The sequence below is a fragment of the Microbulbifer agarilyticus genome (assembly GCF_019800665.1).
Lineage (GTDB): Bacteria > Pseudomonadota > Gammaproteobacteria > Pseudomonadales > Cellvibrionaceae > Microbulbifer > Microbulbifer agarilyticus_C.
On sequence record NZ_JAHVKO010000001.1, the window covers coordinates 533,307 to 546,500 of the forward strand.

Sequence of the window (13,194 nt, forward strand, 5' to 3'; positions counted from 1 at the left end):
CCTCCACAAAAACAGGGCCGATGTTTTCGGCCCTGTTTTTGTTTGTGCTCCTTGCGCTTGCGGGCTGTACAGAGGAGAAAACGGTCTGGAAACTTTCTGGCCCCACCATGGGCACTTTCTACAACATCACTGTGGTGGATGTGCCAGCGGGGGTGAGCCAGGCAGAATTGCAGTCGGCAGTGGATGCAGAACTCGTCGCAGTGAATCAGGAAATGTCCACGTACATTCCCGATTCCGAACTGATGCGGGTGAACGGCGGGCCTGTGGCAGAGCCAATTGCGCTGTCGAAGAACCTGGCCCTGGTGATTCGCGACGCCCTGGAAATCTACCGCAATAGCGGTGGTGCCTTCGACGTCACGGTTGGACCGCTGGTCAATTTGTGGGGGTTTGGGCCGAGCCCAGAACCAGAGGCAGTGCCCGAAGCCGAGCAAATTGATGCATTGCGTGAGAAAATAGGCTCTGATGCTTTGCTACTGGACGGTCAGGTACTGACCAGAAGCCGCCCGGTACAGATTGACCTGTCAGCCATTGCCAAAGGACACGGCGTGGATCGCGTGGCCGATCTGCTGGTCCAAAAGGGTGTCCACAACTTTCTTGTGGAAGTGGGTGGCGAATTGCGTACCGCCGGTGTTAACCCGGCAGGAAATACCTGGCGTATCGGTATCGAACGGCCATCGGCCGGTCAGGTAGTGCAGAAGCCCATCGCGGTAAGCGGCAAGGGTATTGCGACTTCCGGAGACTACCGCAATTACTACGAGCGGGACGGCAAGCGCTATTCGCACACGCTGGATCCGCGCACTGGACGCCCGGTCGAGCATCATTTGGCCTCGGTAACCGTCATTGCGGATACCAGCGCACTGGCCGACGGCTACGCCACGGCACTCAATGTGATGGGTGCGGAGGCTGCGTTAAAATTGGCGGAAGAGCTGCAACTAGCGGTTTTTTTGTTGGTAAAAACAGATTCTGGGTTTGAAGAACGCGCCAGCAGTGCGTTCGCGCCCTATCTTGAGAGTCAGGAGAGGTAACCGTGACTATTTATATTCTCGCGTTCGTCGTTGTGGCTTTGGTTATTACCGGTATGGCACTGGGTGCCATCGTACAAAACAAACCACTCAAAGGTTCCTGTGGTGGTTTGAACAATATCGGCATGAAAGAAAACTGCGATATCTGCGGTGGTGATGACGACGAGTGTGAAAAAGAGCAGGAGCGTCAGCGCCAGGCCGCGCTGAACAAGACCGCTGCTGCAGACCTTGCTTATGACGCCGCGAGCAAGAGCGATCAGAAGTAAGGCGACCTGACGCGTAATCGGGTGGAGAAGGGGGCTACTGTTCCGCAGCGGCCCTCGGTATACACGAAAAAAATTAAGCAAAAGCTAAGAAAGTATTTCAATGGCAGTTTCTAAGTACGATCTGGTTGTGATTGGTTCCGGCCCCGCAGGTGAAGCGGCGGCCATGAGTGCGGCCAAGAAAGGCCTGCGCTCCGCAGTGATTGAGCGCCGTTCAGCGGTGGGTGGTAACTGTACCCACAAAGGTACCATTCCCTCCAAAGCCCTGCGTCACTCGGTAAAACAGCTGATGCGCTACAACACGCAGAGTGTTTTCCGTGCGCTGGGTGAGCCGCGTCGACTGACCTTTCCTCAGGTTATGCGTACCGTAAACAAGGTCATCAACTACCAGGTTGAGATGCACACCAGCTGTTACGCGCGTAACCGTGTAGACCTGATTAATGGTGAAGCCAAGTTCCTGGACGAGAACCGTGTAGAAGTGCAGCTTGCTGACGGTGCCAAGGAAATTATCACTTCCGAGAAGTTTGTGGTTGCCACTGGCTCGCGTCCGTATCGCCCCGCGGACGTGGACTTCGGTCATCCGCGTATTTATGACAGCGATACCATCCTGGATATGGAGCACACCCCACAGGCAATCATTATCTATGGTGCCGGTGTCATTGGTTGTGAATACGCATCGATTTTTGCTGGGCTGGGCGTCAAGGTTGACCTGATTAACAGCCGTGAGCACCTGCTGGAATTCCTCGACGATGAAATTTCCGATGCGTTGAGCTACCACCTGCGCGATATGGGTGTCACCGTGCGTCACCGTGAAGAGTACGCCAAGGTGACCGGTAGTAATCGCGGTGTCGTGATGGAAATGCAATCCGGCAAGAAAATTTCTGCCGATGCGCTGCTGTGGTGTAACGGCCGTTCCGGTAACACCTCAGGCCTCGGTCTTGAAAATGTCGGTCTGGATGCGAACCACCGCGGCCAGCTCTCCGTGGATGAGCACTACTGCACCGCGGTTGATAATATCTTTGCCGTAGGTGATGTCATCGGCTGGCCAAGCCTGGCATCCGCGTCCTATGACCAGGGCCGGGCGGTTGCAGCGGCGGTTGTCGGTCGCGGCCACCGGGTTATCGAAGATGCGCCAACGGGTATCTACACACTGCCAGAGATTTCCTCCGTTGGTAAAACCGAATCCGAGCTGACCAATGCTAAAGTGCCATACGAAGTAGGCCGCGCACTGTTCAAGCATACCGCACGTGCACAGATTTCCGGTGAGCGCGTGGGTATGCTGAAGATTCTGTTCCATATCGAGACCCACGAGATTCTGGGTATCCATTGCTTTGGTGCGGAAGCCGCGGAAATCGTGCACATCGGTCAGGCGATCATGAAGCAGCCGGCACCGAACAACACCATCGATTTCTTCGTGAATACCACGTTTAACTATCCGACCATGGCGGAAGCCTATCGCAGTGCTGCCCTGGACGGGCTTAATCGAGTAATGCGACTGTGACGGAACCATCCCCCGGGGAGTTTCGAGGTCTGGTAGAAGGCATCTTTGAACAGGTGCCGTTTGTGCGTGAAATTGGTCTGGCGCTGCATGATTTTAATTTTGCCGAGCAGACCCTTTCCGGAAAATTCGTCACCAAGCCCGAGCTGATCGGCAACCACTTCCAGAATATTCTGCACGGTGGTGTGATCGCCACGGCGCTGGATACGGTGGGTGGCTTTACCGCGATGGTAGCCGCGTATCAGCGTATGGGTGGGGCGATCGACTGGGATGAAAAGGTCCAGCGCTTGATGCGGCTCGGTACCGTGGATATGCGGGTGGATTATCTCAAGCCCGGTCGCGGCGAAGAGTTTATCTGCGAGGGATCCGTTTTGCGGGTCGGCAACAAACTGGTAGTGACGCGCATGGAACTGCGCAATGAAAAGGAAGAGCTGATTGCCACGGGCACAGCAACATTCCTTTACTAGTATGTTTGGCCGCCGCTTGCGGGCACAAAAAAACGCGCTGACGTAACGTGAGCGCGTTTTTTTATGCCTGCTTGTAGGGGCCTCGGTGTAACCACCGGGACCTGCAGAACGGGATTAGCTGCCGTGCTTCTTGGCCACAGTGTGCAGCACAACGTCGTGCTCGAAGTAGACGAAAAAGTCCGCGTACTCCCAGCGGGTGATGGCAGGCTCGCCAACAGGGCCCTGAATATTGATCGGCTCGCCAATCTCCTGGGTGACCTGCTCCTGCTTCTTGCCGCGCAATTGGCCGGCTTCAGCCACGTAGCCCTGTTCGCCCACGGGCACCTCAACGGTCTCAGCCTGGGTGAATGCGGCGGTGAACAGCGCCGCGCCCGCCAGACCGGCGAAGCATACGTTGCGCATCAGGTTTTGCATTTTGGTGGTTGAGAACATGTTGGGCTCTCCGCTCTACTTATTTGAGTTGTTATGAATTAAACCAGATATTGTGCCGAAACACGCGGCTTTCTTCACATAATTCTTCACGCTTTCCTGCGTCCCGGACTCTGCGCTCTATTCCTCGCCGCGATCCTGGCTGGATCATGGCTCGCCCCTATGCTTCTGCCCTAAGAACGGCGGCCCAGTCGGCGCAATTTACCGCCCGTGTGCTAGGCTAATTCTTGATCAAGGATAACCGGACAGTCACGGATGCGGCTCCCGCACTTTCTCTCTACAGGTGGCCTGCTGCTCGGCACGACGTTTTTCGCGTTGTCGCTGACACCCTCGCTGATCCCTCGGGAGGGTATTACCCAGGGCGTAATATCTGGCGCGGCGCTGGCGGCAGGTTACGGGGTGGGCGTATTTCTCACCTGGCTGTGGCGGTTTCTGGAATTGCCTGCACTATCCGAGCGAAAACGCAGCCTTCTGCACTGGGTGGTTGGCGGGCTTTGCGGCCTGTTGGCGCTTGGCTTCTTATGGCGTGCGGCCCACTGGCAAAATACCGTACGCGAGTTGATGGGGCTGGAGGTCGCGCCCACCGTGCGGCCGTTCGTGATCGCCATCGTGGCGGTGCTGCTGTTTGCGTTCTTGCTCGGGATCGCCAAGTTGTTCAAGCGGCTATTCCGCTTTCTCTCCACCAAGTTCCAACGGCGCGTACCCCGTCGAATCGCCACCATCTTGGCACTTTGCGGTGCCTTTGCCCTGTTCTGGGCGGTCTTCAATAATTTGGTGCTTACTACCGCACTACATCAGGTGGACCGCATCTACCAGCGTCTGGACGCCCGCGTGGCGCCGGAAATGGACGCGCCCACCGGCAGGCTGGACCCGGGTGGGCCTGATTCCCTGGTGCGCTGGCAGGACATGGGGCATCAGGGTCGGCGGTATCTGGCCTTGCGCCCGAAAGCGAAAGACATTGCCGAGGTCACCGGCACCGCCAAAGACCCGATCCGGGTCTATGTGGGGCTGAACGCGGCGGATTCGCCAGAGCAGCGAGCCAAGCTCGCGCTGGAGGAGCTGAAACGGGTAGGGGGCTTCGAGCGCAGCTACTTGCTGTTGATTACCCCAACCGGCACCGGCTGGGTGGACCCGGGTGCGATCAATTCCCTCGAATACCTGCTGGGCGGGGATGTCGCCAGCGCGGCAGCCCAGTACTCCTACCTGCCGAGCCCCATCGCCCTGATGACGCAAGACGCTTATGGGCGGGAGACGGCGCGGGCTGCGTTTGAGGAGGTATACCACTACTGGAGTGGCTTGCCCGAGGCGAGCCGGCCAAAGCTGTACCTGTTTGGGTTGAGCCTCGGCGCCCTGAACTCCGACCGCTCGTTCGACTTCTACGACATTATTGACGACCCATTCCACGGCGCACTGTGGACCGGGCCGCCGTTCCGCAGCGATACCTGGCGGATGGTTACCGCCGAGCGCGACGAAGGCTCTCCCGCCTGGTTGCCTCAGTTCCGCGAGGGCGCGGTGGTGCGCTTCGGCAACCACTACGGGGGCTACGACATCGGCAAGGCGGAGTGGGGCAAATTCCGTATCGCGTACCTGCAACACGGCAGTGACCCGATTGTGTTCTTCGACCCGGCGGCGGCCTACCGCGAACCAGACTGGATGAAGCAGCCCCGTGCACGGGATGTCTCCCCGGACCTCAACTGGTACCCGATTGTGACCATGCTGCAGCTCGCCATGGATATGCACGCGGGGGTCGCGCCCATGGGCTTCGGCCACAGCTATGCCCCGGCGGACTATGTCCGCGCCTGGCATGCGCTGATTGCGCCGCCGGGGTGGGACAAAGCCAAGATCGAGAAATTGAATAAACAATTACAGAAATGGAATCCTCGCTGAGCTTTGCCGTCTAAGCGTGTGATGCGCAGCCGCTCAAACAGGGGCAATATGCGCGTAAATACTTGGATTTCTTGGCGTTTTTCCGCTTAAATCACCCTCATGATAAAACCCGTCCCCCTCTATATTGGCCTCCGTTATGTGGCCGCCCGCCGGCGTCAGCAGTTCATCTCCTTTATCAATGGCTTCTCCCTGCTGGGAATGGCTTTGGGGGTATTGGCGTTGATCGTGGTCACTTCGGTGATGAACGGCTTCGATCGCGAGCTGAAAACCCGCATCCTGTCCGTCGTACCCCACGGTTTTGTGGTGCAGGAAGAAGGCCTGCAGGAGTGGCCCGCCGTCGCGGAGCAGCTCAAGCAGCAGCCGCATGTGCAGGCGGCAAGCCCATTTGTACGCGGCTTTGCCTTGCTCGGCGCGAACAACCAATCCCAGGGTGTGGAGTTCCAGGGGGTAGACCCCACGGCCTTGCGCGAGGTCTCCGCGGTGGGCGAGCACATGATGATGGGCAGCCTGGATGCGCTCGAATCCCGCAGCTACAACATCGTGCTCGGGCGCATTCTCGCCCGCCAGCTGGGCGTAATTCCCGGCGACAGTGTCATTCTCACCCTGCCGGAAGTGGTAATCACCCCCGCCGGCATCTTTCCCCGTACCAAACGCTTTACCGTGGCCGGCGTCTTCTCCGTGGGTGCGCAGGTCGATCAGAACATGGCGTTGATGCATCTCGATGATGCCGCGCGCCTGCTGCGTATGCCGGGCAAAGTGCAGGGGCTGCAGCTGAAGTTTGACGATATGAACAATGCCCTCGGTCGCGTAGAGGGCTACGCCAGCGCGCTGGGCGAAGGTTTCTCCGGTGAAGATTGGAGCCACTCCCAGGGCAGCCTGTTCCAGGCGGTAAAAATGGAAAAAACCGTGGTTACCCTGATGCTGATGATCATCGTCGCGGTAGCCGCATTCAATATTGTTTCCGCACTGGTGCTGATGGTTGCCGACAAACGGTCGGACATTGCCGTACTGCGTACCCTCGGGCTTACCTCGCGGCAGATCATGACCGTATTCGTGGTGCAGGGCAGCGCCATCGGTATTATCGGTGCGCTGGTCGGTGGTCTGTTGGGTACGCTGATTGCGCTGAACCTGACCGATCTGGTTTCCTGGATCGAACAGATAGTGGGCGCACAGATTTTCGATCCGCGGGTATTTTTTGTCAGCTTCCTACCGTCGGAATTCCGCACCGGCGATGCGGTGATGGTGTTGAGCGCGGCGATTATTATGAGCCTGCTGGCGACGTTGTTCCCGGCGTGGCGGGCAGCGCAGATCGAGCCGGCGGAAGCGCTGCGCTACGAATAAGTGAATTTGGACAGGCCGCTCACAAATGCGCGGCATAAATAGCTCGATCGATAGCTTGAACCATAAATAGAGTTTTCAGTTTTTCATCCGGCAGGTGCACTTTCCGCATCTGCCAAACGGAACCGGTAAAAATGAACAGCCAAGTGGAAATACATCCGGAAGAATCACACCCGCACACCGCTGAAGAAGTGGTGCTTGCCTGCCATCAGCTTACGAAATCCTATCGTCAGGGTGCCAATGAACTGAACGTATTGCGCAACGTCGAGTTGCAGGTACCGAAAGGCGAGCGCCTGGCGATTGTCGGCGCGTCTGGTTCAGGCAAGTCGACCCTGCTCAACCTTCTCGGCGGGCTGGATACACCAACCTCTGGCGAAGTCTGGGTCGGCGGCAAAAACCTGGCCACGCTCAATGCCAATGAGCGTGGTTGGCTGCGCAATTCCAGCCTAGGTTTTGTGTATCAGTTTCACCACCTCCTGAACGAGTTCAACGCGCTGGAAAATGTCGCCATGCCCTTGCTGATTGGCAAGCAGTCGGTGAGCGAGGCGCGCGCGGCAGCAACCGAAATGCTAGAGGCGGTCGGTTTGGGTGAGCGCCTCACGCACAAGCCGGCGCAACTGTCTGGCGGTGAGCGCCAGCGTGTGGCCATCGCCCGTGCCTTGGTTGCACGCCCGGCCTGTGTGCTGATGGATGAGCCAACCGGCAACCTGGACCGCGCCACCGCGCAGGAAATTCACAAGCTGATGGACCGCCTCAACGACGAGATGGGTATCAGCTTTGTGATTGTTACCCACGATCCGGATCTCGCAGGCGCACTCGACCGCTGTCTGCATTTGATTGACGGGCAGCTGGTGGAAGGCTGGCAACAGGGCGACCACGTTTAACGTGGCGGTTGCGTAGGAATCACTATGTTTAAACCTTTACCCGCGTTTATTGGCCTGCGTTACGCCGGCGCCCAGCGCAGTGACGAAGACTCCGCCGGGCTAGTGTCGTTTATCTCCGGCCTCTCCATGATCGGCCTGATCCTCGGCGTCGCGCTGATGGTCATCGTGATGTCGGTGATGAACGGTTTCGATCGCGAATTGCGCGAGCGGATTCTCGGCATCATGCCGCACGCCACCGTGTACAACGCCAGCCCCGATATCGACTGGACCACAGTGCGCGACGAAATTGCGGCGGCACCGGGTGTCACCGCTGCCGCCGAAGTGTGGCAGGTCAATGGCCTTGCCAAAAACGGTTTGGACGTGACACCGCTGCTCGTGCAGGGCGTGAACCCCGAAACCATCGTGAACGTTTCCACCATCGGTGATTTCCTGCAGCCCGGCAGTTTTGCCGCGCTGACCAGCGACCCAGTGGAGGCGGGCATTATTCTCGGCAAGGGCATTGCCGACAAACTCGAAATCAACGTCGGTGAGCAGCTATCCGTCATCGTGCCGCAGAGCGGTAACAGCATTGGGGGAGGGCGCAGTGCCGCCCAGCTTGCCGGCTTTAAAGTGGTGGATATTTTCCATTCCGGTACCGCACTCGACCACTCGCTGGCGATTGTCGATTGGGAACAGGCGAAAGCGTTAGCCGGCGGCGCCGGTGGTGCCGGCGTGCAGATGCGCGTAGAGGATATGCTCGGCTCATTCGCCATATTCCAGCAACTGCTGCGCCAGCTGCCCGTAGAGGGCTATTACGGTAACGACTGGACCGGCACCCACGGTAATTTGTACCAGGCCATTCAGATGTCTCGCAACCTGGTGAGCCTGCTGGTATTTCTGATTATCGCGATTGCGGCGTTCAACGTGGTTTCCACGCTGGTTATGGTGGTGATCGACAAGCACGGTGACATTGCCATTCTGCGTACCATGGGCGCGAGTACCCGTGAGATTCTGCTGACGTTTGTCAGCCAGGGCGCGTTGGTTGGGTTGGTCGGCGTCTTGGTGGGTGGTGCATTGGGTGTGCTCGGCTCGCTGGTGGTCACCGATGCGGTTGCGGGTCTGGAATCACTGTTCGGTATCCAGTTCCTCAAGTCCGACGTCTATCCGGTGGATTACTTGCCGTCTGAATTGCAGTGGGGCGATGTCGCCCTGGTGGTTGGGGCAGGCTTCCTGCTCAGCCTGATCGCCACGCTCTATCCGGCCTTCCAGGCCAGCCGCGTGCAACCGGCGGCTGCATTGCGCAACGAATAATACTTCTGAGTAAGTAACTTCAATGAAACTTCCCCAACGCCGCGGGCGCTGGGGAAGCCCGTCAATTACTGGTGATTAATCCAGAAATCATACACAACTACCTCACCATAGTTGTCGGGGTGGTCGGCGAATTCGCCTTCCTGCTCCGCGTTACTCTGGGTGTAGTTGCCGATCTTGAAGTAGGCATCGCCGTAGCTGCGGTCCATCACAAAGTCATTGGAACCATCGCGCACCAGATACTGGCTTGCCGTGCCTGACGCATAGGCGCTGGCCAGGTTGCCATCTTCGCTGTAGTAGACGTAGTGCTTGCCATCAATGACTTCAAATATCACCTCATGGCGTGTTCCCAACACGTAGTCCGTTTTGATCGTCAGGTCGCTTCTCAGCTTGCCGCCGTTAAAACTCAGGAACAGGTGGCTGCCTTCCAAGCGCAGCACCAGCGCATCATCAATACCCTCACTTTTATTGCCGTGAATCTGCGTAGCAACCAAGTGGTCTTTCACCATCGGCAAATGAGTAATTGCCTGATTCACGTAAACCGTATGCTGGCCGGTGGTGGTCCAGTAAATATCCACGCTGCCATCGGGCTCGCGCTCGCGTAGTTCCGAGCGAATATAACTGGAGTTAGGCGTTGTCCCGTTGTCGCTGCGGATCGGTGCGTAGAACACCATGCCGTCGCCGGTGTTGTTCAGATAGAAGTACTCGTTGTTGGGTTCGCCACACAGCGTCTTGTCTTCCACGCCGTCCGGGTAGGTGATCTTCCACTGGTTGCAGTTATCCATCAGGTCAGACGGCACCGTTGCGGAACCAGAGGAACTACCGGAGGAACTGCCACCAGAGGAGCTGCTGCTGGACGAACTGCTACTGGAGCTGCCACCACCGGAGCTGGAACTGGAGCCAGTGTCACCGCCGTGGGTCACTTCCAGGTTGTAGAAAGAAACCTGCGCGTAGTCACCGCTGTCGCCACCGTTGTTCTGGTTGTAGGCACCGGCTTTAAAGTAGAACCAATCGCTGTTGTACTCCTGTGCCCAGAAAATTTTCTGGCGTGCCCAGGTGCCGTCGGCCTTGGTAACGGTTACCGTCATCTCGCGCCCAACCACGTCGATTTCGTAACCCCACTTCTCACCTAGCTCAATACCTTCATCCACCGGCTCAACGGTAGAGGTCAGTCCGTATTGGTCGGTACCGGAGTCACCAAACAACGGGATAAAGATCTCGGTGTTCGAATCCTCATAGGCCATATACACCCAGCCCTTGGTATGGCCCGGCAGCTTACGGTAGTAGATTTTCACCGGCTCATCGTTGGAGGCATGGATCTGCCCGACAATCACGCGGCCAACGCGCCATTCGGAACCGGCGTCGTGGGTGTTGGAAACACGGTCCACGGTAATCGTGGCTTTCATGTTGCCGTCAACGCCCGCTGCAGAGCTTTGATCCGAGCTGGAAGCGGTGGAAATAACCCAGTTGTTACCCAGGCTGGTTGTACCGGAGCTCGGGTTGAGCATTTCCCGCAATTCACTGCGCGAGTAAGAAGAGTTTGATGTTGAGCCGCCGTCATTCGGGCATTGGAACACCATCGCACCGGTAGTGCTGTCGGTGTAGAACTCGTTGTTGCTGACTTGCGGGGGCAACGCTTCGCTGGCGTCCGGGTAGGTAATTTTCCAGATGCTCATATCGAAGTTCTGGCCCGGGTCGGCAGACGGATTCAGGTTCGCCATGGGCAGGGTGCCACCGGTACCGTAGTCCAGGCAACCAACGGTGACGCTGTTGGAAGTACTGGAAGTTTCACAGTTGGAAGAACCACCACTGCTACCGCCACTACTACTGCCACCACTACTGCTGCTGCCGCCACCAATTGGGTCGGAATTGCCGTTGTCGGCACTGACGTTCATCTCGGTGAGTGAGTTCCAGGAGCTGCTGCTGTTGCCATAGCCAACGTAGCGCACGTAACGGGCTTCTGTTTCGAACAGAGAGAAGTTTTCCAGCGCGTTTGAGCTGCCGCCGCTTACGCCACCAGAGAGTACCGTCTCCCAGCTACTGGCATCGTCACTGGTTTGAATATCAAACGAGGCGGTGCGCTGGTCGCCTTTGTAGAAAGCGATGTTCACACTGCCCACTACCTGGGTTTGTCCCAGATCGAGCTGCAGCCACTGACCGCTGCCATTGGCCGACCAGCGCGTGTTCAGGTCTTCATCCAGCACATTTTCCGGGCCATTGCCGTCATCACTGCTAGCTGTAGCCACAACCGCTGGAACACAGGCAGGGCAGGGATCAATCGGTCCACCGGAGCCGCCTGTGGAGGTAGTGATGTCGACTTCGGTAATGCTGTTCCAGTCGTTGGATGTGTTGCCGTAGCCCACAATCCGCACATATTGCCCCTCGGAATCGGCCACATCGAAGGTTTGTTGAGCACTCGTGCTGGCAGGCTGGCTACCGGAAAAAACGGTTTGCCAGTTGTTGCCATCGGCAGAGGTCTGGATGTCGAGGGTAGCGGTCCTTTGGTCGCCTTTGTACATGGCAATCTCGAGGGCTTCTACCGTGTAGCTACTGCCGAGGTCGTAGGTAATCCACTGGCCGTTCCCCTGGGCGGACCAGCGGGTAGACAAGTCATTGTCCAGTGTGTTGCTCGGGGTATTGCCATCATCGCTGGAAGCAGTAACACCCACAGGATCAGCAGCAAAGCTCACCGCAGATTGCGAAGCAATCAGCAGCGCTGCCATCCATTTGAGAGGCGAGTATTTACGCGCATTCATTCTATAATTCCTTGCATTTTTATTTTCACAGCGCACAGCAAACCCTAAGGCAGGATCAGAAAGATCTGCCACAAAGTAGTGTGCCGCACTATGAATTGATTGAAGAAATTATTACAAACTGCGGAGCCACGAACGTGGCTAATTGTAATAAGGGTTAAACCAATAATTATTTTGTTGTCTCGGCTTAACGAGAATTATGTTTGCGTAAACAAAACTTCCTCGTCAATTAAAATCGAGAAAAAATAAAGTAATTGGTCGACCAGTTGGGTTCGGCTCCGGTCTGGACATGGAAAACTTTAAGGCTGTAATTTCGGTGTAATTTGCTCGCAGTTATTTGATTCCCGTTTTTCAAATAACACGTAAATACTTGTATTGTTTTGAATTTACGTTAGATGGTGGAGTGCGTGGAACTTGACGGCTTGTCGCTGCAGGTGTCGCAAAAAATTGCGTAGGTGTACGCGCAATAAATTTGACGGGAAGGTGCAAATATTTCGCCCGTCACTTGGTACGCAAATACCAGTTACGGGCATTTCAATATCAGCGAGGGGGAGGGTGATCAGTTAATTGAGTTGATCGAGCTGCGCTTTACGTTGTTCCAGACGACTCTTCCAGCGCTTGACCACTTGCCAGCGCCAGATGGCCTGCATAACGAAGTAGGCAATGGTGGCAAAGAAGATACCGCTAATCAGCGAGCCGAAGAACAGTGGCAGCCAGATTTTCCCAACTTCCTCTGTAAGCCATTCCCACGACAGCTCGATCTCAAACTGCACCGGTGGCGTGCCGAGTATCCAGGCGCCCAGCTTGTAGGTGCTGTAGAAAATCGCCGGCATGGTGACCGGGTTGCTAATCCACACCAGCACCATGGAAAGCGGCAGGTTACAGCGAAACCACAGCGCCAGCAGCGCCGCGATAATCATTTGCCCGGGGAGGGGAAGGAAGGCGGTAAAGATACCAACCGCAAATGCCACGGACACCGAGTGACGGTTCAGGTGGAAAAGGTTGGGGTCGTGCAGCAGAGTACCGAGAAACTTCAGGCCGTTGTTGGAGCGGACCTGTTCGGGAGTTGGCAGCCAGCGCCTGATAACACTTTTAGGCATATATGTTGTTCTGCTCGAAGCTCTCGAATTCTTGGCGGATTGCCGGCCTGGCAATCGGCTAAAGGGGCGTACATCAATACTATTTATTGCCGACACTCTAAGAATAGATTGGCCTGCCAGGATTTCTTTGAACCTGTACCAAGTCAGCGCGGCGCTATTATGCCCATATCGCTATTTCAAGACTACTATTCCGGCCACGTCCACACGCAATAGGCCAAAAATAGACCCCGCTGGACCAGAAGCCGTCCTTATTCAACCAGATTACG

Annotated in this window: 11 protein-coding genes; 8 read left to right on the forward strand and 3 right to left on the reverse strand. The window is 56.7% G+C overall.

The features are described from left to right. Positions 1–107: 107 nt before the first annotated feature. The 4 genes from KUV22_RS02180 to KUV22_RS02195 all read left to right on the forward strand — a co-directional run bounded on the left by KUV22_RS02180 (position 108) and on the right by KUV22_RS02195 (position 3,250). Complete coding sequence (locus KUV22_RS02180) at positions 108–1,025, forward strand: FAD:protein FMN transferase (RefSeq protein WP_261319069.1); 918 nt, start codon at positions 108–110, stop codon at positions 1,023–1,025. A 2-nt stretch (positions 1,026–1,027) separates the two neighbouring features. Next, positions 1,028–1,288, forward strand: coding sequence for a (Na+)-NQR maturation NqrM (gene nqrM / locus KUV22_RS02185; RefSeq protein WP_222228000.1), 261 nt, complete (start codon positions 1,028–1,030; stop codon positions 1,286–1,288). A 100-nt stretch (positions 1,289–1,388) separates the two neighbouring features. Further along, on the forward strand, positions 1,389–2,786 hold the full coding sequence (sthA, locus tag KUV22_RS02190) for a Si-specific NAD(P)(+) transhydrogenase (RefSeq protein WP_222228002.1): 1,398 nt from the start codon (positions 1,389–1,391) through the stop codon (positions 2,784–2,786). Next, complete coding sequence (locus KUV22_RS02195) at positions 2,783–3,250, forward strand: thioesterase family protein (protein WP_222228004.1); 468 nt, start codon at positions 2,783–2,785, stop codon at positions 3,248–3,250. The genes sthA and KUV22_RS02195 overlap by 4 nt, the downstream gene beginning before the upstream one ends. A 114-nt stretch (positions 3,251–3,364) precedes the next feature. Here KUV22_RS02195 and KUV22_RS02200 read toward each other — a convergent pair whose 3' ends face one another. Next, positions 3,365–3,682 (reverse strand): hypothetical protein, encoded by a 318-nt coding sequence (locus tag KUV22_RS02200; RefSeq protein WP_222228005.1) that lies wholly within the window; start codon positions 3,680–3,682, stop codon positions 3,365–3,367. 252 nt (positions 3,683–3,934) lie between these two features. On the opposite strand from KUV22_RS02200, the gene KUV22_RS02205 reads away from it, so the two are divergent. The 4 genes from KUV22_RS02205 to KUV22_RS02220 all read left to right on the forward strand — a co-directional run bounded on the left by KUV22_RS02205 (position 3,935) and on the right by KUV22_RS02220 (position 9,078). Continuing rightward, entirely contained in the window at positions 3,935–5,566 is a 1,632-nt protein-coding gene (locus KUV22_RS02205; protein ID WP_222228007.1) for an alpha/beta hydrolase, read from the forward strand. 99 nt (positions 5,567–5,665) lie between these two features. Further along, complete coding sequence (locus KUV22_RS02210) at positions 5,666–6,907, forward strand: lipoprotein-releasing ABC transporter permease subunit (RefSeq protein ID WP_222228009.1); 1,242 nt, start codon at positions 5,666–5,668, stop codon at positions 6,905–6,907. 131 nt (positions 6,908–7,038) lie between these two features. After that, positions 7,039–7,788, forward strand: a complete 750-nt coding sequence (gene lolD, locus KUV22_RS02215) for a lipoprotein-releasing ABC transporter ATP-binding protein LolD (RefSeq protein WP_222228011.1) — start codon at positions 7,039–7,041, stop codon at positions 7,786–7,788. Between the two features lie 24 nt (positions 7,789–7,812). Continuing rightward, a complete protein-coding gene (locus KUV22_RS02220) occupies positions 7,813–9,078 on the forward strand; it encodes a lipoprotein-releasing ABC transporter permease subunit (RefSeq protein ID WP_222228014.1) in 1,266 nt (421 codons plus the stop codon). Positions 9,079–9,143: 65 nt separating this feature from the next. On the opposite strand, the gene KUV22_RS17260 is transcribed toward KUV22_RS02220, so the two are convergent. Continuing rightward, entirely contained in the window at positions 9,144–11,831 is a 2,688-nt protein-coding gene (locus tag KUV22_RS17260) for a polysaccharide lyase family 7 protein (protein WP_315857488.1), read from the reverse strand. Positions 11,832–12,391: 560 nt separating this feature from the next. Beyond that, entirely contained in the window at positions 12,392–12,928 is a 537-nt protein-coding gene (locus KUV22_RS02240; protein ID WP_222228016.1) for a DUF2062 domain-containing protein, read from the reverse strand. Positions 12,929–13,194: the final 266 nt, after the last annotated feature.